This is a genomic window from Defluviimonas salinarum (assembly GCF_026013545.1).
Lineage (GTDB): Bacteria > Pseudomonadota > Alphaproteobacteria > Rhodobacterales > Rhodobacteraceae > Albidovulum > Albidovulum salinarum.
Window position 1 is genome coordinate 57077 of the sequence record NZ_JAPDOG010000016.1, and the last position, 21113, is coordinate 78189.

23 protein-coding genes are annotated in these 21113 nt (G+C 66.9%); 9 read left to right on the forward strand and 14 right to left on the reverse strand.

The window, feature by feature from the left end:
- Nucleotides 1-2 precede the first annotated feature (2 nt).
- From nadC to nadA, 3 genes are read right to left on the reverse strand one after another with little or no spacing between them, the layout of a single operon-like run.
- Nucleotides 3-845 carry a carboxylating nicotinate-nucleotide diphosphorylase gene (gene nadC, locus OM960_RS16705; protein WP_264772757.1) on the reverse strand — a complete coding sequence of 281 codons (843 nt, stop codon included), beginning with the start codon at nucleotides 843-845 and terminating at the stop codon, nucleotides 3-5.
- A complete protein-coding gene (locus OM960_RS16710; RefSeq protein ID WP_264772758.1) occupies nucleotides 842-2407 on the reverse strand; it encodes an L-aspartate oxidase in 1566 nt (521 codons plus the stop codon). The genes nadC and OM960_RS16710 overlap by 4 nt, the downstream gene beginning before the upstream one ends.
- A gap of 6 nt (nucleotides 2408-2413) precedes the next feature.
- Nucleotides 2414-3445: a quinolinate synthase NadA gene (nadA, locus tag OM960_RS16715; RefSeq protein ID WP_263339317.1), complete on the reverse strand. Its 1032-nt coding sequence runs from the start codon at nucleotides 3443-3445 to the stop codon at nucleotides 2414-2416.
- Between the two features lie 244 nt (nucleotides 3446-3689).
- On the opposite strand from nadA, the gene bioB reads away from it, so the two are divergent.
- The 6 genes from bioB to OM960_RS16745 are packed head-to-tail and all read left to right on the forward strand — an operon-like array spanning nucleotide 3690 to nucleotide 9112.
- Entirely contained in the window at nucleotides 3690-4667 is a 978-nt protein-coding gene (gene bioB, locus OM960_RS16720) for a biotin synthase BioB (RefSeq protein ID WP_263339319.1), read from the forward strand.
- A complete protein-coding gene (locus OM960_RS16725) occupies nucleotides 4664-5803 on the forward strand; it encodes an 8-amino-7-oxononanoate synthase (RefSeq protein ID WP_264772759.1) in 1140 nt (379 codons plus the stop codon). The genes bioB and OM960_RS16725 overlap by 4 nt, the downstream gene beginning before the upstream one ends.
- Complete coding sequence (gene bioD, locus OM960_RS16730) at nucleotides 5800-6441, forward strand: dethiobiotin synthase (RefSeq protein ID WP_263339322.1); 642 nt, start codon at nucleotides 5800-5802, stop codon at nucleotides 6439-6441. The genes OM960_RS16725 and bioD overlap by 4 nt, the downstream gene beginning before the upstream one ends.
- Complete coding sequence (gene bioA / locus OM960_RS16735; RefSeq protein ID WP_264772760.1) at nucleotides 6428-7711, forward strand: adenosylmethionine--8-amino-7-oxononanoate transaminase; 1284 nt, start codon at nucleotides 6428-6430, stop codon at nucleotides 7709-7711. Before bioD ends, bioA begins: the two co-directional genes overlap by 14 nt.
- Before the next feature lie 7 nt (nucleotides 7712-7718).
- A complete protein-coding gene (locus OM960_RS16740; RefSeq protein ID WP_264772761.1) occupies nucleotides 7719-8336 on the forward strand; it encodes a pimeloyl-ACP methyl esterase BioG family protein in 618 nt (205 codons plus the stop codon).
- On the forward strand, nucleotides 8333-9112 hold the full coding sequence (locus tag OM960_RS16745) for a methyltransferase domain-containing protein (RefSeq protein WP_263339328.1): 780 nt from the start codon (nucleotides 8333-8335) through the stop codon (nucleotides 9110-9112). Before OM960_RS16740 ends, OM960_RS16745 begins: the two co-directional genes overlap by 4 nt.
- Here OM960_RS16745 and rlmN read toward each other — a convergent pair.
- The 4 genes from rlmN to OM960_RS16765 form a co-directional block, all read right to left on the reverse strand.
- Entirely contained in the window at nucleotides 9109-10296 is a 1188-nt protein-coding gene (gene rlmN / locus OM960_RS16750; RefSeq protein ID WP_263339331.1) for a dual-specificity RNA methyltransferase RlmN, read from the reverse strand. The genes OM960_RS16745 and rlmN overlap by 4 nt on opposite strands.
- Nucleotides 10297-10466: 170 nt before the next feature.
- The gene (locus tag OM960_RS16755) at nucleotides 10467-10856 is read right to left on the reverse strand and encodes a rhodanese-like domain-containing protein (protein WP_263339334.1); all 390 of its coding nucleotides are present in this window, start codon (nucleotides 10854-10856) and stop codon (nucleotides 10467-10469) included.
- A 67-nt stretch (nucleotides 10857-10923) separates the two neighbouring features.
- Nucleotides 10924-11919 carry a cysteine synthase A gene (gene cysK / locus OM960_RS16760; protein WP_290428681.1) on the reverse strand — a complete coding sequence of 332 codons (996 nt, stop codon included), beginning with the start codon at nucleotides 11917-11919 and terminating at the stop codon, nucleotides 10924-10926.
- A gap of 31 nt (nucleotides 11920-11950) precedes the next feature.
- On the reverse strand, nucleotides 11951-12490 hold the full coding sequence (locus tag OM960_RS16765; protein WP_263339337.1) for a YgjV family protein: 540 nt from the start codon (nucleotides 12488-12490) through the stop codon (nucleotides 11951-11953).
- A 192-nt stretch (nucleotides 12491-12682) separates the two neighbouring features.
- Between OM960_RS16765 and OM960_RS16770 the strand changes: the two genes are divergently transcribed.
- Entirely contained in the window at nucleotides 12683-13300 is a 618-nt protein-coding gene (locus OM960_RS16770; RefSeq protein WP_264772762.1) for a TetR/AcrR family transcriptional regulator, read from the forward strand.
- Between the two features lie 627 nt (nucleotides 13301-13927).
- Here the strand turns inward: OM960_RS16770 and OM960_RS16775 are convergent.
- The 7 genes from OM960_RS16775 to OM960_RS16805 form a co-directional block, all read right to left on the reverse strand.
- A complete protein-coding gene (locus OM960_RS16775; protein WP_263339340.1) occupies nucleotides 13928-14173 on the reverse strand; it encodes a hypothetical protein in 246 nt (81 codons plus the stop codon).
- Nucleotides 14174-14459: 286 nt separating this feature from the next.
- On the reverse strand, nucleotides 14460-15287 hold the full coding sequence (locus OM960_RS16780; RefSeq protein WP_264772763.1) for a DUF1217 domain-containing protein: 828 nt from the start codon (nucleotides 15285-15287) through the stop codon (nucleotides 14460-14462).
- Nucleotides 15284-15688: a flagellar biosynthesis repressor FlbT gene (gene flbT / locus OM960_RS16785; RefSeq protein WP_263339344.1), complete on the reverse strand. Its 405-nt coding sequence runs from the start codon at nucleotides 15686-15688 to the stop codon at nucleotides 15284-15286. The genes OM960_RS16780 and flbT overlap by 4 nt, the downstream gene beginning before the upstream one ends.
- Entirely contained in the window at nucleotides 15685-16059 is a 375-nt protein-coding gene (gene flaF / locus OM960_RS16790) for a flagellar biosynthesis regulator FlaF (RefSeq protein ID WP_264772764.1), read from the reverse strand. Before flaF ends, flbT begins: the two co-directional genes overlap by 4 nt.
- Before the next feature lie 87 nt (nucleotides 16060-16146).
- Nucleotides 16147-17670, reverse strand: coding sequence for a flagellin (locus OM960_RS16795; RefSeq protein WP_263339405.1), 1524 nt, complete (start codon nucleotides 17668-17670; stop codon nucleotides 16147-16149).
- 202 nt (nucleotides 17671-17872) lie between these two features.
- Nucleotides 17873-18229 (reverse strand): hypothetical protein, encoded by a 357-nt coding sequence (locus tag OM960_RS16800; protein ID WP_264772765.1) that lies wholly within the window; start codon nucleotides 18227-18229, stop codon nucleotides 17873-17875.
- Nucleotides 18219-18509 (reverse strand): rod-binding protein, encoded by a 291-nt coding sequence (locus OM960_RS16805; protein WP_263339350.1) that lies wholly within the window; start codon nucleotides 18507-18509, stop codon nucleotides 18219-18221. The genes OM960_RS16800 and OM960_RS16805 overlap by 11 nt, the downstream gene beginning before the upstream one ends.
- A 1241-nt stretch (nucleotides 18510-19750) precedes the next feature.
- On the opposite strand from OM960_RS16805, the gene OM960_RS16810 reads away from it, so the two are divergent.
- Together OM960_RS16810 and OM960_RS16815 are read left to right on the forward strand one after the other, a co-directional pair.
- Nucleotides 19751-20428, forward strand: coding sequence for a flagellar hook-length control protein FliK (locus OM960_RS16810; RefSeq protein ID WP_264772766.1), 678 nt, complete (start codon nucleotides 19751-19753; stop codon nucleotides 20426-20428).
- Nucleotides 20429-20439: 11 nt separating this feature from the next.
- Nucleotides 20440-21111 (forward strand): flagellar hook capping FlgD N-terminal domain-containing protein, encoded by a 672-nt coding sequence (locus OM960_RS16815; protein WP_264772767.1) that lies wholly within the window; start codon nucleotides 20440-20442, stop codon nucleotides 21109-21111.
- Nucleotides 21112-21113: the final 2 nt, after the last annotated feature.

The following is a 21113-nucleotide window of genomic DNA, read 5'->3' on the forward strand; positions in this document are numbered from 1 at the left end:
GCTCAGAAGTCGAGGCCGAGGTCGAGCGTGCGCGCCGAATGGGTGAGCGCGCCGACCGAGATGTAATCGACGCCGGTCGCCGCGACCTCGGCGATGCGGCCGAGCGCCATGTTGCCCGAGGCCTCGGTGATCAGCCGGCCGGCGACCATCCTGACCGCCTCGGTGAGCGTCGCGGTCTCCATGTTGTCGAGGAGGACCGCGTCGGCGCCGCCGACCTCCAGCACCTCGGCGAGCTGGTCGAGACGGTCGACCTCGATCTCCACCCGCATCATGTGCGAGGCGCTGGCCTTCGCCGCCGTGAGCGCCGGCGCAATACCGCCAGCGGCGGCGATGTGGTTGTCCTTGATCAGGATCGCGTCGGACAGCGAGAAGCGGTGGTTGAAGCCGCCGCCGTGCAGCACGGCCTGCTTCTCGACGAGGCGCAGACCGGGCGTGGTCTTGCGGGTGCAGGTGATGCGCGCCCGCGTGCCCCTTGTCTCGGCCACGAAATCGGCGGTCTGGCTGGCGATGCCCGAGAGCCGCCCCGCGAAATTGAGCGCCACCCGTTCACCCATCAGGATCGAGGCCGCATCGCCCGCGATCTCCATCAGCACCTCGCCCGCCGCGCAGGCCGCGCCGTCGGGAACCTTCGTGGTGACGGCCAGCGCCGGATCGACGAGGCGGAAGGCGAGTGCCGCGATCTGCATCCCCGAGACGCGGCCCGCCGCGCGGGCGTTCAGCCGGGCGGTGTAGCGGATGCCGGCAGGGATCACGGCGCGGGTCGTGACGTCGCCATAGGTGCCGAGGTCCTCGATCAGCGCGGCACGCACGAGGGGTTCGAGGATCAGGTCGGGAAGCGGGGTCATGTCGGCTCCTTCTCGGGCAGGGCGCGGCGCGCCATTGCCTCGGCGAGTGTCAGGCGCGAGCGGCGAGCCGTGTCGGCGGCGCGCGGAAAATCGCTGCGGAAATGCGCGCCGCGGCTTTCCTCGCGCATCAGCGCGGCGGCGGCGATCAGTGTCGCGGTAGCGGTCATGTTGCGGAAGGTGGCGCTGTCGCCGTGCCGGGCCTCGAGCGCGGCGATCGTGGCGAGCGCGCTGCGCAGACCCTTTTCGTCGCGGATCAGGCCCACATCAGCGGTCATCACCTGCCTGAGCCGGGCAACCGCTTCGGGGTCGACGGGCACGCCACCGGGCCGAAACTCCGGCATAACCGGCGCAGCGGAACGGGGGGCAGGCAGGGTGGCGGCGATGCCCTCTGCGCAGGTCTCGGCATAGACCAGCGCCTCCAGAAGCCCGTTCGAGGCAAGCCGGTTGGCGCCGTGCAGCCCCGTCGAGGCCGCCTCGCCGCAGACCCAGAGATTGCCGAGCGAGGCGCGGCCTGCCGCATCGGTCGCGATGCCGCCCATGTGGTAATGCGCAGCGGCGGCGACGGGGATCGGCTCCGTGACCGGGTCGATCCCGGCGCGGGCGCAGGCGGCGGCGACAGCTGGAAAGCGGGTCAGGACCGAGGCGCCCAGCGCGGCGCGGGTGTCGAGCATCGGCCGATTGCCCTGACGCCATTCGGCATGGATCGCGCGGGCGACGATGTCGCGGGGCGCAAGCTCGGCATCGGGGTGGATCCCGGCCATGAAGCGGCAGCCGTGGCGGTTGACGAGGATCGCGCCCTCGCCCCGCAGCGCCTCGGTGGCAAGGGGTGCGGGGTCCTCGCCGGCGTCGATCGCGGTCGGGTGGAACTGCACGAACTCAGCATCCGCGATCACTGCGCCTGCACGGGCGGCAAGGCCGATCACCTGGCCCCGGATGCGCGGCGGGTTGGTGGTCAGCGCGTAGAGCCCGGCCGAGCCGCCGCCGGCGAGAAGGATGGCGGGGGCGGCGATGAAAACAGGCTCTGAACCGGCCGGATCTGCGGATTCCACCACCACGCCGGTGACGGTTCCGCCCGCCACCTCCAGCCCCGTCGTTATCGCGCCTTCGAGCACCTGAACTGAGGCCGCGCGCCGCACCTCGGCGACAAGCGCGCGCATGATCTCGGCCCCGGCCTGATCGCCCTTGACCCGGACCACGCGGGCGAAACTGTGCGCGGCCTCGCGCGACAGCACATAGCCGCCCGAGGCGTCGCGGTCGAACGGCGTGCCGAGCCGGCTGAGGCTTGCGATATGGCCGGGGGCGGCGGCGGTCACCCGATGCGCGACGCCCGCATCCACGGTCCCGGCCCCGGCGCGGATCGTGTCGGCGGCATGGGCCTCGGGCGTGTCGGCGGCCGCCATCGCGGCGGCGACGCCGCCCTGCGCCCAGGCGGAACTTGCGCCCTCGCCAAGCCGCTCGGGCGAGATCAGCACCACCGGATGCGGCGCGAGCCGGAGCGCGGCCGACAGCGCGCCGAGCCCGGCGCCGACGATGATCACCCGGTCGGTCGCGATCCGCTGCACCTAAGATCAGACCCCGAGCTGGCGCGAGAGCGCGATCATCTTCTCCACCGCCACCCGCGCGCGGGCCGCGACGCCGGCCTCGACCTCGACCTGGCCGGTCATGGTGTGGAGCGCGTAGAGCACCTTCTCCAGCGTGATCTTCTTCATGTAGGGGCACATGTTGCAGGGCCGGGCGAAATCGACCTCCGGCAGCTCGTCGGAGATGTTCGTCGCCATCGAGCATTCGGTGACCAGCATCGCCTTCGCGGGCTTGTGGTCATGCACCCACTTGATGATCCCGGCGGTCGAGCCGGTGAAATCGGCCTCGGCCACGACCTCGGGGGTACATTCGGGATGGGCGAGGATCTTCACCTCTGGATCGTGCGCCCGGTAGGCGCGCAGGTCTTCGGCGGTGTAGAGCTCGTGCACGATGCAGGAACCGGGCCAGAACACGACCTTCTTAGAGGACTGGTTGGCGACATTCTGCGCAAGGTAGCGGTCGGGCGTCATGATCACCGTGTCGCCCTCCATCGCCTCGACGATCTGGAGCGCGTTGGCCGAGGTGCAGCAGATGTCGGAGGCCGCCTTCACCTCGGCGGTGGTGTTGACATAGGAGACGACCGGCGCGCCGGGATATCGGCGGCGCATCTCCTCCACCCCCTCGGCGGTGATGCTTTCGGCGAGCGAGCAGCCCGCCGCCATGTCGGGCATCAGCACGGTCTTGGCCGGGTTGAGGATCTTCGAGGTCTCGGCCATGAAATGCACGCCGCATTGCACGATCACCTCGGCCTCGACCTCGGTCGCCTTGATCGCAAGCTGGAGGCTGTCGCCGACATGGTCGGCGATGCCGTGGTAGATGTCGGGCGTCATGTAGTTATGCGCGAGAATCACCGCGTTCCGCTCTTTCTTCAGGCGGTTGATCGCGGCGACATAGGGCGCGTGGATCGCCCAATCGGCGAAGGGCAGGACCCGGTCCATGCGGGCATGGATGTGGCGCTGCGCCTCCGCGAGGTCGAGCGATGGCGCGAGGTCGTAGTGATCGGCAAGGGTCGCGCGCATGTTGGCGAGGTCAAGCAATGGATTTCCCCCCGGAAAACGACGTTGACGTTGCGTATACGAGCGTTTCGCGAAGTGCCAGAGGCGGATGCGATGTTAGCGCCGACACCGTCGCGAGGTTGCGGATGGGCACTGAAAGCTCTGAATCGCCGCACTTGCAAAGCGTTTGCGCAACGACTAGTCGATGCTCGGTGACGGGGTCGGCGACGGACACGGCACCGGGATATCTCAGGAACGGGAGACGCCAGTGCTCGACGATCTGACCATCCGGACCGACTGGACCCGCGAGGAAGCGGACCGGATCTACAACCAGCCTTTCAACGACCTCCTGTTTCAGGCCCAGACGATCCACCGCCAGCATTTCGACCCGAACCAGGTCCAGCGGTCGAAGCTGCTCAGCATCAAGACCGGCGGCTGTGCGGAGGATTGCGCCTATTGCAGCCAGTCGGCGCGCAACGGCGCGACGCTCTCGGCCTCGAAGCTGATCGAAGTGGAGCGGGTGCTGGCCGAGGCGCGCAAGGCCAAGGAAGCCGGCGCCACGCGCTATTGCATGGGGGCCGCCTGGCGGTCGCCGAAAGAGCGCGACATGGACACGCTGGTGGCGATGGTCGAGGGCGTGAAGGCGCTCGGCATGGAAAGCTGCATGACGCTCGGGATGCTCGACGACAACCAGGTCCTGAAGTTGAAGGGCGCCGGGCTCGACTACTACAACCACAATATCGACACCTCGGAACGCTACTATTCCGAGATCATCACGACCCGGACCTTCGCCGACCGTATCGAGACGATCAACCGCGTGCGCGAGGCCGGAATCAAGGTCTGCGCCGGCGGCATCGTCGGCATGGGCGAGGAGCAGATGGACCGGATCGACATGCTCCTGGCCCTCGCGACGCTGGAGAGCCATCCCGACAGCGTGCCGATCAACATGCTGATCCCGATCGCCGACACGCCCCTGGCCGAGACGAAGCCGCTCGACCCGATCGAGTTCGTCCGCACGGTGGCGCTGGCGCGGATCCTGATGCCGAAGTCTCATGTCCGGCTCTCCGCCGGGCGGACCGAGATGTCGGACGAGATGCAGGCGATGTGCTTCTTCGCCGGGGCGAACTCGATCTTCGTCGGCGACACGCTGCTGACCGCCGACAATCCCGGCGAGGACAAGGATGCGGCGCTCTTCGCCCGCCTCGGCATCACCGCGATGGCGCCGGGGTGCGACGGGCAGAGATGAGCGGCCTTGCGCGGCAGGTCCGCGCGCTTGAGGCGCTCGAGGCGCGGGGGCGGCTCCGCCGCCTGATGCCGCGTACGGGGGCCGATTTCGCGTCGAACGACTATCTCGGGCTCGCGGGGTCGGACCTTCTGCGGCAGGCCGCCTCGGACGCCCTGGCGCGCAGCGTCGCCGTGGGTGCGGGCGGCTCGCGGCTCCTGCGCGGCAACGACGCCGAGCATGAGGCGCTGGAGGCGGAGGCCGCCGCCTTCTTCGGGACCGAACGCGCGCTCTATCTCGGCGGCGGCTTTCCCGCCAATCTCGCGATCTTCTCCGCGCTACCGCAGCATGGCGACCTCGTGCTGCATGATGCGCTCATCCATGCCAGCGCCCATGACGGGATGCGGCTTGGCCGGGCCGAGGCACGCAGCTTCCCGCACAACGACGTGACCGCAGCCGAGGACGCGATCCGCGGCTGGCGCAATGAGGGCGGGACCGGGCAGGTCTGGATCGCCGCCGAGGCGGTCTATTCGATGGACGGCGATCTGGCGCCTGTCGCCGATCTCGCCGCGGTCGCCGAACGGCACGAGGCGATGCTGATCGTCGACGAGGCCCATGCGACCGGGCTCTTCGGACCCGAGGGGCGCGGGCTCGCCCATGCCGTCGCGGGGCGCGAGAACGTGGTTTCGCTTCATACCGGCGGCAAGGCGCTCGGGGTTCACGGCGGGCTCGTGACCGCAGCGGCGCCGCTCGTCGACATGCTGGTCAACAAGGCGCGGAGCTTCATCTACGCGACCGCGCCCTCGCCCCTGAACGCCGCCCTGCTGCGGGCGTCGCTCAGCGACCTCGCGACCAACCCGGCGCGGCGCGAGGCGGCGCTGGCGCTGCGCGCCCAGGCGCATGAGGCGGCGCGCGCGCTTTGCGGGCTTCACGGTTTCGAAAGCCAGATCCTGCCGGTGATCCTCGGCGACGACCGCCGCACGATGGCGGTGGCCGAGGCGCTGCAGTCGCGCGGCTTCGACGTGCGCGGCATCCGCCCGCCCACGGTACCGCGCGGCACTTCGCGGCTGCGCATCTCGATCACCCTCAACACCAGCGCCGAGGTCGTGACCGACCTCTTCACCGCGCTCGCCGAGATCACGGAGGCGGTACCGGCATGACGAACGCTCTCATCGTCGCGGGCACCGATACCGGCATCGGCAAGACGCTTGTCGCCGCCGGGCTGACCGGCGCGCTTTCCGCGCGCTACTGGAAGCCGGTGCAATCGGGGCTCGAGGAGGAGACCGACAGCGAGGTCGTGGCCCGCCTTACCGGCGCCGAGACCTTGCCAGAGGCCTACCGCCTCAAGCTCCCCGCCTCGCCGCATCTTTCGGCCGAGGCCGAGGACGCGGTGATCGACCCGGTCCGGCTTTCCTTGCCCGAGGTCGAGGGGCCGCTCGTCGTCGAGGGCGCGGGCGGGCTGATGGTGCCCCTGAACCGGCAGCTTCTCCAGATCGACCAGTTCGCGAACTGGCGCCTGCCGATGGTGCTCTGCGCCCGCACTGCGCTCGGCACGATCAACCACACGCTTCTCTCGCTCGAAGCCGCGAAGGCGCGCGGGATCGAGGTTCTGGGCGTGATCTTCGTCGGTGACGCGGAACCTCTGGTCGAGGCGACGATCCGCGATTTCGGCGGGGTTCGCCACCTCGGGCGGCTGGCAAAACTAGACCCTGTTACGGCCGAAACGCTGCGGTCCGGCATCGCCGCGGGCATCGACCTCGCGCCCATCCGCGAAAGGCTCGGCCATGTCCCAGCTTGAGTTCGACCGCGCCCATCTCTGGCATCCCTACACCAATGTCGTGAAACCGGGTGCCACTTTCCTCGCGAAATCCGCGGAGGGCGTGCGGATCACGCTCGACGACGGAACCGAACTCATCGACGCGATGTCGTCCTGGTGGAGCGTGATCCACGGCCACCGCCACCCGGCGATCATGACCGCGGTGCACGACCAGCTCGACCGGATGCCGCACGTGATGTTCGGCGGGCTCACCCATGACCCGGCGGTCGATCTCGGCCGCAAGCTGCTGGCAATGGCGCCACCCTCGCTGACGCGGATCTTCTACTGCGATTCCGGCTCGGTCTCGGTCGAGGTGGCGATGAAGATGGCGGTGCAGTACCAGCATTCCGCCGGGCGGCCCGCACGCAGCCAGTTCGCCACGATCCGCGGCGGCTATCACGGCGACACCTGGAAGGCGATGAGCGTCTGCGACCCGGTGACGGGGATGCACCATCTTTTCAAGGGCGCGCTCTCGGTCCAGCATTTCGCCGAGCGGCCGCCGTTGCGGCTCGGCGACGACTGGGACGAGGATCCGGAGCGGAACGGGCTTGCCGATCTCGCGCGGCTGGTCGCGGCCAACAAAGACCGGCTCGCGGCGCTGATCCTCGAACCGGTGGTGCAGGGTGCGGGAGGGATGTATTTCTACCACCCCGAATACCTGAACCGCGCCCGCGCGATCTGCGACGAGCACGGGCTTCTCCTCATCTTCGACGAGATCGCCACCGGCTTCGGCCGGGCCGGGCGGCTCTTCGCCACCCGCTTCACCGGGATCGAACCGGATATCCTGTGCCTCGGCAAGGCGCTGACCGGCGGCACCATGTCCTTCGCGGCGACGCTCGCCTCAACCCGGGTCGCCGAGGTGATCGGCGGCGGCGAGCCGGGGCTTTTCATGCACGGGCCGACCTTCATGGCCAACCCTTTGGCCTGTGCCGCCGCCTGTGCGAGCCTCGACCTGCTGGCGACTGGCGACTGGGAGAGGCAGGTGGCCTTGATTGAGGCGCAGATGCAAGCCGAGCTTTCGCCCGCCCGCGCGCTGCCGGGCGTGGCGGATGTGCGCGTCCTCGGCGCCATCGGCGTGATCGAGATGGACCATGCGGTCAGCGCCGACCGCGCACACGGGTATTGCCGGGAACTGGGCGTTTTCCTGCGCCCCTTCGGCCGCAACATCTACGCGATGCCGCCCTTCGTCACCACGCAAGACGAACTCACCCGCATCACCGACGGGATGCTGGCGCTCGCGAAGGTGCTCTGAGGCGGCGATGGAGGCGATCTGGCTCAGACGGGACGGCGCGGCGCGGGTGGTGGTCTTCTTCGCCGGCTGGGGGGCGGAACCCTCGGACGTCGCTCGTCTCGGCGGGGCATATGATGTGCTCTTCGTCCGCGACTGGCGCGTGCTCGACGAACTCCCGGACCTTTCGGCCTATGCCGAAAGGCTGCTCGTGGCCTGGTCCTTCGGCGTCGCCGCCTATGGCCACTGGCAGGTGGGCCGGTCCGATCCCTTCACCCGCAAGGTCGTCGTGAACGGGACGCTCGCGCCGGTAGACCGGGAGCGTGGCATCCCGCCCAAGGTCTTTGCGATGACGCTCGCGGGCCTCAGCGAGGAGAGCTTCCACGCCTTTCTCGCCCGCTCGCACGGTGCCGACCAGCCGCGCCGCGCGGTCGATGTCGCGGCGATGACGGCCGAGCTGGAATCGGTGCGCGACCGGGGGCCGGCGCCGGAGGTGCGCTTCGACAAGATCTGGATCGGTACGGCCGACCGCATCATCCCGACCGCGAACCAGCGCCGGGCCTGGGAGGGGCAGGCCGGCCGGATCACCGAGATCGACGCGGCCCACGCGCCCTTCGCCCATTGGTCGGATTGGGAGGCGCTCTCGTGACCGCCCGCACCGACAGCGCCCGTGTCCATGACAGCTTCCGCCGCAGCCTCGGCTCCTACCACGCCGAGGCCTCGGTACAGGCCCGGATCGCGCGGCACCTCGCATCGCTTCTCGCTGACGCCGGCGCGCCCAACGCCTTCGATCGGGTGTTTGAATTCGGTGCCGGCACCGGTCATCTGACCGGCGCGCTCCTCGACCGGTTCACCGTGTCGGAGCTTACACTCAACGACCTCGTCTCCGAATGCCGGCCGTATCTCGCCCCGCTGGTCGGGGACCGCGTATCCGGCTGGTCCTTCCTCTCCGGCCCCGTGGAATTCGCGCCGCTTTCCGGTCCCTACGACCTCATCTCCTCGGCCTCGACGGTGCAGTGGCTCGACGATCCGGCGGCGCTTCTCGCCCGTCTGGCCAACCATCTCCGACCCGGTGGCTGGATGGCGTTGAGCGGCTTCGGCCCCGGCCAGTTCGCCGAACTCGCCGAACTCGGCGCGACCGGCGCCGCGCCGCATTACGCAACGGTGGCAGAATGGCGCGGGCTCCTGCCCGCGGGCGTCAGCCTCGTCGCGGCGGAGGAACGTTCGGATCGCCAGCATTTCGCCGATCTCCGCGCGCTTCTCCGGCACCTGCGGCAGACCGGCGTCAACGGCCGCACTGGCGGCGCCTGGACGCGCGGACAGCTCGCAGCGATCGAAGATGCCTATCGCCAGCGCCATTCCGACGGTGGCAAGCTCCGGCTGACCTACGCGCCGGTCTACCTGATCCTCAGGAAAGAGATTTAGAGCCCGGCCTCGGCCTGGATCTCGGCGCGGCTCTTGCGCGCCCGTTCTGTCGCCGACTTGAGCTGGCCGCAGGCCGCCATGATGTCCTCGCCGCGCGGGGTGCGGATCGGCGAGGCGTAACCGGCCTTGTAGACGATGTCGGCGAAGGCCTCGATCCGCTCCCAGTCCGAGCGTTCATAGGGGCTGCCAGGCCATTCGTTGAACGGGATGAGGTTGATCTTGGCCGGGATGCCGCGGATGAGCTTCACCAGCCGCTTCGCGTCCTCGTCACTGTCGTTCACGCCCTTCAGCATCACGTATTCGAAGGTGATCCGCTCCGAGTTCGACAGGCGCGGATAGTCGCGAAGGGCTGCAAGCAGCGTCTCGATGTTCCAGCGCTTGTTGATCGGCACCAGCTTGTCGCGGGTCTCGTTCGTGGTGGCGTGGAAGCTGACCGCGAGGAGGCAGCCGATCTCCTCGGCCGCCCGCGCGATCTCCGGCACCACGCCGGAGGTCGAGAGCGTGATCCGGCGGCGCGAGAGCGTCAGCCCCTCGCCATCCATCACCACCTTCATCGCGTCGCGGACATTCTCGAAATTGTACAAGGGCTCGCCCATGCCCATCAGCACGACGTTGGAGACAAGCCGCGTCTCGTTCTTCGGCGCGCCCTGTTCCGGCCATTCGTCGAGATCGTCGCGGGCCAGCATGACCTGGCCGACGATCTCTGCCGCCGTGAGGTTGCGCACCAGCTTCTGCGTGCCGGTATGGCAGAAGGAACAGGTCAGCGTGCAGCCGACCTGGCTGGAGATGCAGAGCGTGCCGCGGTTCTCCTCGGGGATATAGACCGTCTCCACCTCGTGCCCGCCGGCGATACGGAGGAGGTACTTGCGGGTGCCGTCGGCCGAGACCTGGCGGGTGACGACCTCGGGCAGGGAGATCTCGAACTTCTCCGCCAGCATCGCCCGGTAGTCCTTGGCGAGGTTGGTCATCGACGCGAAGTCACGCACGCCCCAGTGATAGATCCACTGCCAGATCTGGCCCACGCGCATCTTCGCCTGCTTCTCGGGCGTCCCGGCGGCGATCAGCGCGTCGCGCAACTGGTCACGGGTCAGGCCGACGAGGTTCACCCGGCCGCCTTCCGGCAGCTTGCGGGCAATCGTCACCACATCCTGGGTGATAGGCGCGGAGGGGCGGGTGTCGGTCATGCGTCTCGGTCCAAAAGCTCAAGGCTGCATCATATAGTCGAAGATTGGCCGGAACGGAACAGGATGAATTCGGCCGCCGTTGCGCACGGGAAACTGGCCCGTTCACGGCATGAAACAGCGCCGCCCGGTGCGGGCGGCGCTGCGAGTTTCGACGATTGTACGGGGCGGCGTCACCCGAACGGAGAAGTCACCTCGGCCTCGGTCGGATGCCCGGCCTCGCGCCATTCCTGGGTGCCTCCGGACAGGTAGCGGACATCGGTGAAGCCGCGCATCTGGAGGGCATGCGCCGCCAGCGCGCCCATCGGGCCGGCCTGGCAGGCGGTGACAATGGGGGTGGTCCGGTCCTTGAGCGCAGGCGGCAGCATCCCCTCCCGCAGATCGTCCAGCCCGACATTGTACGCGCCGGGGATCAGGCCGGTCGTGGAGGCGATGGCCTCGGTCGGGCGCGGATCGACGAAGACGGCCGTTCCCTTCGAATGGAGATCATGGGCTTCACGAACCGAAATCGCGGGAACGGCGGTCTTGGCTTCAGCCACGAGGGTATCGAAACACTTGGTCATTTTAGTCTCCTGTTCTTCACTGGCTGGCGTGAAAGTTCTTGTCCGGGGCGGCGGCTGGATTTGGGGATCAGTCCGCCCCGAACCCCTCGAAAAGCACAGTCGACTGGTAGCGTTCGGCGGCGCTCGCGAAGATCGTGACGACGGTCTTGCCCGCCATGCCCTCGCGGGCGGCGACGCGCAGCGCGACTTGCAGTGCGGCGCCTGACGAAATGCCCGCTGCGATCCCCTCCTTCACGGCCATGTCCCGGGTCGCGGCAAAGGCGTCGTCGTTGGAGACGGTCTCAACCGCATCGACCAGCGTGACATCGAGGTTTTCGGGGATGAACCCCGGCCCGATCCCCTGGATCATGTGCGGCGCGTGCGCGCCGCCTGAGATGACCGGGCTGTTCTCCGGCTCGACGGCGATGACGCGCAGCCCGGGTTTCTTCGCCTTCAGCACACGCGCAACGCCGGTCAGCGTACCGCCCGTCCCGGTCCCGAGCACGATCGCATCGACCTCTCCGTTCGTATCGCGCCAGATTTCCTCGGCGGTGGTGCGCGCATGGATCTCGGGATTGGCCGGGTTGCCGAACTGCCAGGGCATCACCGCACCCGGCGTCGCCGAAACGATCTCCCGCGCCTTCTCGATCGCGGCGTTGATGCCCTTCTCCTTCGGCGTCAGGACCAGCTCGGCGCCGAGGAACCGCATCAGCTTGCGGCGCTCGACCGAGAAACTGTCCGGCATCGTGAGGATGCAGCGGTAGCCCCGAGCGGCGCAGGCAAAGGCGAGCGCGATGCCGGTATTGCCCGAGGTCGGCTCGACGATGGTGCTGCCCGGTCCGATCTCACCCCGCGCCTCCAGCGCGTCCAGCATGGCAACGCCGATCCGGTCCTTCACGCTTCCAAGCGGATTGAGGAATTCAAGCTTGGCGAGGACGCGCGCGCCGGCGCCACGTTCCTGCGCCATGCGGTTGATCCGGACGAGCGGCGTGTTGCCGACAGTTTCGGTGATCGAGCCGTAGACCCGGCCGCGAGCTTCTATGGCAGGCGTCGCGGCGAGGGTCGTTTGCATTTGATGGGTCATGACAGGGTCCTTTCCTGAGTTGATGGGTTGGTCAGGTGGCGCGGCCGGATGACCGCCCGTGGATCTCCCGGCGAAGAGCCACGGCCGCGAGGGTGGCGGAGAGGCAGGCGCCGGCGAGGCCGAGCATCGAGCCGACGGCGAGGTCGTGGCCCATGCCGAAGGGCGCGGCGGCGAGCATCAGCGAGCGGAACCGGAGGAGATCGCTCTGGAGCCGGCCGAGCATGACGAGGCTGCAGGCCGTCATCGAGCAGAAGGACGGCAGGCCCGACCAGGTCAGCACGCAGACCGCGACGACACCGGGCAGAAACGCGAGGCCCATCCAGCGGAGCCAGGGCCGGTTTCCGGCAATCAGGGCGATCATCGTCTGCGTCGCGCCAAGGGCACAGACCGCAGCACCGCTCCAGGCATCTATAAGCGCGTATTGTGCCCCGTAGTTCGTGCCGATCCCGAATTGAACGCCGAGCATGGCGCGGCGGGAAGAGAAGAGCGGCCAGACCAGTTGGCAGGCGAGCCCGGCGGCGCCAAACATCGCGGCTGCGGGGTGTTGCGTGATGAGGTTGATCGGGTCCATCGGATCGGTCTCCCAAAAATACCAACTGGTCGGTATAATAGGCAGACCGAACGGTATGTCGTCAATGCACTTCCCCCCCGCAAATACAGAAATCTCGTAATATACTGTATTTAAATGCTTAATAGTTTGACTTGTGACTTGAGAATTAGCTCCGCACCGCATCAATACGAACTAGTTGGTATGGAAAAGCGTATGACTCAGAAAGCAGAATCGACTCGCGACCGGTTGCTTGACGCTGCGCGGGACTTCGTGATGGCAAAGGGATTCGCAGGGACCTCGGTCGACGATGTCCTGAAGGCCACCGGGCTGACGAAGGGCGCCTTCTTTCATCACTTCAAGGGAAAGGCGGACCTCGCGCGCGAGCTGGTCAGGCGTTACGCATTGAAGGACCTGAAGATGTTCCAGGAGTTCCAGCGCCAGGCGCAGGAACAAAGCGACGATCCGCTCGAACAGGTCATGGCATTCCTGAAGCTGTTCGAAGTCTACATCAGCAATTCCGAGGACCCCGCCCCCGGCTGCATGTACGCGGTCTACACCTACGAAAGCCGGCAGTTCAACGCCGATGTGCTCGACTTCGTCTCAGACACGCTGCGGCAATGGACCTCGATCTACGTCCGCATGTTCCAGGATGTCCTCGACCGCTACGAGCCCGCGCTGCCGATCACCGCGCGGCAACTTGCCGAGATGATCGTCTCGGTCAGCGAGGGCGGCCTGGTTCTGCAAAGGGCGCATGGCGACACCGACACCACGAGGTGGCAGTCCGAGCAGTTCCGGAACTACCTGACGCTGCTCTTTCCAACGGCTCGCTGATCGCAGAAGCGGTGCGGGAATCGCCTGTGACGCGATCCCCTGAAACGGCACCGTGTGTAGTCGGAGTTTTCCGCGTCGCCCTCCAGCCGGGATCGCGGCGCCACCTGGTCACGAGCGCCGCCCAGGGCACCATGGCGCTAAGCTGGCCGCTGTCGAGCCTCTGGGAGTAAGCACGTCGGAGGTAGTCGCCGGCGATGTACCGGATGGATCTGATTTCTGACATCAACCGAGATCGGAACATCAGACACGCTTCCCTGATGCAAGACTTTCGCGTGTTGTGGAGAAGGCCTCCAATGTGGAATGCCGCCGGAACTGATCGGCTTCGCGGCCTAACGGCTGATGGTGTCCTTTTCGAGGCGCGCCGGGGCAAGTTGCCATCGACGAGTCCAGTCGAACGCCTGAGCGGCGAGATCACGCGGCGCACCGCGGTCGTCGGGTTCGGGGAACCGCCGATCACAAGAGGCGCTATCGAACCGGTGCCTGATCGCCAGATTGCAGATGCCGGCGCGCTGTCCGTCTCTGGCAATCGGGGCCAAAAAAAAGCCGGTGCGCCGCCGCCTCACTCTCCGAGAAGACTTGCGTCAGAGACAGCGTCCGCACAGCCGCCGAAAGAAGATAATGGTGCGCCTAGTGCCGCTGCTTTGCCAACTGGCGTTTATCGTCCTCCAGGATCTGGTCGATGATCGGAATGAAGGGATCGAGCTTCGGCCGGACAGGTGACTTCGACCGACGATACCCCGGCGGCACCGAGTGCTTCAGGCCCTTCGCCACCGGCTTGCGGTCGATGCCGAACATCCGTGCCGCTTCGCTCTTGCTCATCGCGTCGACATGGCACGCCCGGCGCACCAGCCCGTAAAGGTCCACAGCATACATCTCCCCGCCTTCAGCTCGTTGCCACAGGCGAAAGATGCGGCGTTATACTCGCTGACGGTAAGAACATCCGACCGTTTCCGCTGCCCATTTCTATTCCGGGATTCATATGGCCCCCGGACTACGGCAAGGACCGCGCACACGATGTCGATACACCAACCGTGAACCAAGCGCGGTGTCTTGCGCGGCGATTACGGAGGAATCCAAGCATCCGGCACGCAGGATGAGATGCGGAAAAATCGACCCTCATCTGCGGCGATTAGGGATCACGTAAGGCGGCGTCATCGCATCAAATTCGGCGCGACAGCAAGCCACCGCTCGCGTCGCCATTCTGCAGAAGCGTGAGCGCCGCTGTCGACGCCGAATAGCCGGCTCCGAAACCTCGCGTCTCTGATCTCAACAGATACAGTCGCACAAGGTTTTCCACCTTTGCTGGGTCGGCGAACTGTACAACGCCGGATGAGCCTAGAAATCTCCTGGCCCGATCCTTGAGCACCGACACCTGCCGGTCGAGATCAATAGAGACGAAGGCGCTCGGCAGGCCAAACGCGACCTGAAACACCTCGCGAAGGGGAGGTGAGCCGAGCACGTTGAACCATTTCGCATCGTCGGAGATCGACCTTGTCGCGATCGCACCGAGTTCACGCTCGGCGTTCAGCGCAAATCGCATTTGCGGGTTCTGCTCACCGATGACGGCCTCGAATCGGCGCATCCGGTAACCTTCCAGGATCCGGTCAGCGAAGTCCGACAGCCGCGTGCGTGGTACTGCGTAGTCTCCGAATCCGAACGCTTTGGAGAGTTCAAGGTAGCGCTTGTCGGCGAGCTTGTTCGCCAGCGCGTCGGGGTCGAGCGTGCCATCCTCAAGCACTTTGCGGACGAAGTACCGGTTATTTATGTCGTCACCGAGCCCGAAGGCGCCCAGAGCGACCGAGAGCAGGCGACGATCCGCGACCAACGCCTCGGCGCTCCCGATCGATCCGATACGCTCGCGAAAATATGCTTCCTCCCGTTGCTGCGGGGCACTGGTGAAGAACGCTTCCTGTTGTGCGGCCCGCGTTTTGGCAAGGAACTTCCAGCCGGTGTAGCCGCCGAACGGGATAACCGGCGTGAAGCTCATACGCGGGCGGCCGCCAGAAGGCGGGCTTCCCTTGGCAGGAGAGCGCGGAGCGCCTTGAGAGCCGGATAGAATTGGTCAGCAAGCAGAGCGGCCGTCGCGGCGCCAAGCTGGGTCCGACTGTCATGATCGGTCAGCGCCTGGCTCAGCTGCTCGATGCCCCGCAGCATCTGGTGGCGGGCATCCTTTGGATCGGCGTCCCCCGAGAGCACGAGCTGGGCGATGTAGCAGACCCGGCGCACAGGCGTGTTGACCTCCTCGGGGTGGATCGCATCGCGCAGACGCAAGATATTGGCGTTCGGCGTCATGACCGCGAGCCGCGAGCGCTTGTCGCCGTTCTCGATCACCGCGCCGTTGATCAGCACGCGCTCGCGCGGCGCCAGCTTGAGGACGAGGCCGCTCATGCCGGATCCCCCTCGTTGCGCAGGCCGCGCATCATCGCGGTATTGATATCGATCAGCACATCGGCGCCGGCCTCGCCCGCGAGGATGCGGCGGGTATGCTGGGTGGTGAACTCCGACAAGTAGAAAATTTGCGCCCTGAGGCTTTTCGGCAAGGCGTTGGTCTCAAGCGCGACATCGGCCGCAAGCGCGGTCCAGAGCGTGCGGTTGTCATGCAGCGCGCCCGCCAGGGCGATGAAATCGCCGTCGCCGCGACCGGCCGCATTCAGCCGGTGGGTGACACGGGCGAAGATCTCGTACTCCGTGCCACGCGTTGTCCTGGTGGGGGTGGCGGCGCTGGCATAGGCTGATCTGGCCAGAAGATGTGCGTTCACTTGGTTACCTTCCGATGACGATTTTCGTCGGTATACGGGTTTACCGCGGCGATCCGGGGCGCCGTTCGGGCGCCCCGGCCAAAGCCGTTACCGGAACAGCGACAAGATGTTCTGCGGCGCCTGGTTGGCAATCGACAGCGACTGGACGCCGAGCTGCTGCTGCACCTGCAGCGCCTGGAGCCGGGCCGAGGCCTCCTCCATATCGGCGTCCACCAGGGTTCCGATCCCGGTCTTGAGCGCGTCGGACAATTTGCCGACGAACTCCGACTGGATTTCGATTCGGCCCTGGGCGGAACCGAAGGAGGCGGCTGCGGCGATCGAGCTGTTGATCATCGTCTCGATGTTGTCGAGCGCGGCATCCGCTCCCGCATTCGTCGTCACGTCAATCGCATCAAGTCCGAAGAGCCCTCCCGATGCCGTCCCGCCTTCGTTGCCCGTCGAGGAGAAACTCTTGCTGGCACCGGAATTGTCGACCTTGAGGCTCCACTGGCCGGTCGACGCGTCCTGAACGACCTTGGTGGTGATACCGGTGAGACCGGCCGAGTCGATCGCGGTCTTGAGGCCCCTGGCCACATCCTCCATCGTTTCGCCCTTGCCGGCGACGTAGTTGTAGGAGCCGGATCCGATCGTGACCTTGTAACCATCGCCCTCCTTGACGGCGGCAGATGTGGAAAAGTCGATCTGTTCGGCCCGGTTGGCAATGTCGCCACTCGCCTGCGTGACAGCCGAACCGTTGAGGGACGTGATCTGGGAACCCGCAGCGTTGCCGGCCAGCGCCCCGACGGTCACCTTGGCGCTGTCGAATGCCCGCGTCGACGTGACCGTCAGCGCCCCGCTCGACGCGGAAGCCGTGATTCCCTCGAGACCGAGCGCATTGATCGCGGCAGAGAAGAACGACGCCGCATTGGATTCGGTGTGTCCGGCCTGGCCTGTATAGTTGAGATCGACCCCCGCCACTGTCAGGGTCGCGTTTGCAGCCGAGTAGTCGGCGGCGGTGCCGGCAAAGGTCACGACGGCGCTGTTGCCCGTCGAAGCGACCGCGCTGGCGCCGCCCGCAACAGTTGCGTTCGGGGCAAGCGACGTCCCGCCCCCATATACCCCGGCGCTCGTCGTCAGATCCTTGCGCCCGACCGTGATGTTGGCGGCGGTCACCGAGCCGTCACCCGCACGGTCGAGCGAGGACAGGATGTTCATGTCCTCGGTGCCCTTGAGCAGGTTCAGCCCGTTGAACTGAGCCGCGTTGACGACCGACTTGATCTGTTCGGTCAGCGCATCAATGTCGGTCTGGATCTTGCCTCGGTCGACGTTCTGTTCCTGCGCCGCGACGACCTTGCCCTTGATTTCAGTCAGAAGGTCCGTGACGGTTTCGGTGGCCTGACGCGCCACCGCAACCGAGGATTCGCCGAGGTTGAGGCTGTCGGAAATCCCCTTGAATCCCTTCACATCCGCCTCCATCACCTTCGAAATCGCCCAGACAGCGGCGTTGTCCTTGGCCGAGCCCACGGATTTGCCGGTGGAAATCTCGGCCTGGGTCTTCGACAGGCTGGAGTTGATGCCCTTGAGCGTCTGCAGCGCCACCATGGAGCTGGTATTCGTCAGAATGCTCGACATGCTTCGATCCTTCACAAGTTCGGCGCTTTGCGCCGGGTTACACAAGCCGCTGCTGGCGGCGCCGGAGGCGTTCTGACCGCTGCGGCAGGGACCACCCGCCGCGCCATCCGATCCCGGATGCAAGACTGAACCTGACGCTCAAAATCTAAGACATCGCTAATGCAAGACATTGATTTCGAAGCTTTTTAACGAAACCCGAGACCTACGCGCGGCGTTCGACGGTGCCGGCGCCGAATGCCACACTCTGCCGGCGACCGCTCTGGTCGTAGGTTTCAAGCCGCGTGCCCGCCTGTCGGACAAGATCATATCGCGCGCGCGCCGCCTTCACTCCCGACAGGACCGACGCCAGCAGGCGCCGATTGGTTTCCGCCCGCTCGCGCACGCCGGCGAGGCGGGAAGTGGCAAGCCGGTCCTCGATCCCCGCGAGCGCCTCGACCAACGCCGTCTTGCGCCGGACAAAGGCCGCAAGCGCCGCCAGATCACCGGCCTGGATCGCACGGTGTTCCGCCACAAGGAGATCCTCGAGATCGTCGATCACCCGAACCGGATCATGGAGCATCGCCGGCCCTCCTCTTCAGCGCCTCGAAGATGCTTTCTGCCAGACCGATTCCGCCGTTTCGCGCCAGCCCACTCGCCTGTTCCTGGCGCAGGAACGAGGCGAACTGCTCCTCTCCGACACCGCCGCCGAAGCTGTCACGCGCCTGGTCCAGCCCGGCGGACTTCAGCATCTCGCTGAGGAATTGTGCCTCCATCGCATCGGCGGCAGAGCGCAGCGCCTGGATCCGCGGCTCGGTCGAAGCCTGTGGCAAAGGTGTCGCGGATATCCCGGTCATCGGCATTATCTCCGAACATGCGCGTTTCGCGGACTATGACCGGAGCGGAGTAAAGAAGCGGTAATCTCGTCCTGCCATTGTTGGCGTGACACAGGCAGAAGTCGTGAAGCATGGACCCGATCACGTTCGCGGCCCCGTTGCGGGCAACCCGTCCGCCCCAGGACGACATCCCGACAGAACCCGGCCCCACCGGCCGCCTGGCTCACTTCCTGGCCGCACTCGACGAACCGGCCGGTTCCGGTTCGGGAGGCGCCACGCCCGACAACGGCTTTCCAGGGTGTGCCCGGATCGCTTCGGACCTGACCGAGGAAGGCGCTGCCGTGCGGTGTGACGGCACGGACGGGCAATCCTCCTGCAACTGCCTCGCGGCCGAAGAGAAACAATCGTTCGCAGAGGACAAGTTCGTTCCGCCCTCATTCGCCGTGAGGTCCGACGCGCCGATACTGGCGCTGGAGGCGAATGAGGACGCTGCCACACCGCTTCCAAGACAGGCATCCGTAAGCCCGGAGCCGGCCGCCGATGCGCGGGCGCCATCTGCCGCGTCGCCGGCCGCTTCGGACAATGTGAGGCCGGACACGCCGCCATCTACCGGGGACCACGGCGAGAGGGACGAGGCACCCGAAGGCGTGCTCACGCCGGGCCGTGGCGATTTCGACCGGGAAGGCCCCGGGAACGACATGCCGGCGGTCTCGCTGCCGTCCGCCCCGCCCATCGGAGTTGCTGCGCGAACGGATCCGGGTCCTTTGCACATACCGGCAATGCCTAACCCGCAGTCGCTCCGGCCCGCGCCGCCGATGGCGACTCGCGCAGCGCAGACGATATCGCCGCCTTCTCAGACCGCATCGGGCCCAGCATCCTCCGGGGGCGCAAGCCAAGCGCCCGACATCGCAATGCCGTTCGCTTTGCCGGTGCGCGCCACACCATCGGACGCGGACCGGCGAACAGCCGGTCCGCCGCTGCCAGAGCCAGCGGCCGGCGGGGGCCCGGCAGGCCGCGTCGACACCCCGCCGGCGCCCGCCGGCTTTGGGCAACCACCGATGCCTTGGTCAGCATCCTTCCGGGCGCGCGAATCCGCGGCTGCAGTCCCGCCGCCTGAGGCCTCCGGGCTCGGCGCAGTTCGGGACGCGGTTCCCGAGGCTGTTGACGCAGATCCAGATGAGCCGCGGATAACCGGGACGGCAGCCGGAGCGCGGGCCAGTACGGAACGGGCCGTCGCGCCGAGCCCGTCGCCTTCCGTCCAAGCGTCAATGACCACTGCCGCTCCGGTACCCCGATCCGGCAACGCGGCAGAGATCGGGACACCTGCGGCGACCGCGGCCGAGAAAACCGCACCGCCAAGCAGAACCGCCACGCCGGCCGAGGCGGCAGCACCAACGCCGGTCGGCGACCTGTCCGGCCCGAACCCCTCGGACAGTGCCTTCGGCGAACGCGTTTCAGACCTTGCGGCCCACGCGGCACAGGACCCTGCCCAACGCGGCCGAGCAGCGGATCGAGCCGCACCGGCCGGGCCTGTGGCAATGCATCTGCCGCCGGGTCTTGGCCACCGTCTCGCTGACGCCATCACGAATTTCCCCGACGGTGCGGTCGAGTTGACCCTGTCACCGGAGGAACTCGGACGGGTCCGGATTTCCATGTCGAGCCAGGACGGAGCCCTGACGTTGAACGTGCAGGCCGACCGGCCAGAAACGGTTGAGTTGCTGCGGCGCCATATCGACATTCTGGCGCAGGATTTCCGCGAACTCGGCTTCTCGAATCTGGCCTTTTCATTCGGGCACGGTCAGGACCGGCCAGTCGCGACACAACGCGACTCCGAAGGCGATCCCGCCGATCTAGAGGCCGAGTCGGCATCTGCAGCCCACCGGGCGGAGGCGACAGGCATTTCGTCGCGCCAGAGCGACGCTGGCGGACTCGACCTCAGGCTGTGAAGGAATACGAAATGGACGCAGTCTCTCAGACAGGATCACAGGCGGCGGCACCCACGGCCCGCGCCAGAGAGCAGCACGGGACGCTGATCAACAGCGACTTCCAGACCTTCCTCGTGATGCTCACCACCCAGATGCAGAACCAGGACCCGCTGAACCCGATCGATTCCACCGATTACGCTGCCCAGTTGGCGACGTTCTCTGGCGTCGAGCAGCAGGTGAAGACCAACACGCTCCTGGAATCGCTTTCGTCTCAGCTCGGTCTCTCGGGCATGGCGCAGATGGCGTCCTGGGTCGGAATGGAGGCGCGAAGTGCGGCGCCAACCCTGTTCGACGGCGCCCCCCTGACGCTCTATCCGGCGCCCGAATCCGGCGCGGACCAGACCGTGCTTGTCGCCTACGATTCCCAGGGGCGCGAGGTGATGCGATCGCCGGCGCCGGCCTCGGACGAGCCGCTGGTCTGGGCCGGAACGGATTCGCGGGGCGGGCCTCTGCCAGCGGGCCTCTACAGCTTCCGGCTCGAAAGCTACGCGGCCGGCGAGCCGCTGGGCATCTCCGATGTCGAAAGCTTCGCGCGCATTGCGGAGGTCCAGAACGGTCCGGACGGCCCGGTTGTGGTGCTGGATGGCGGCGCGGTGGTTTCGCCGTCTGACATCAAAGCGATGCGCGGCGCCGGGCCGCAGTGACG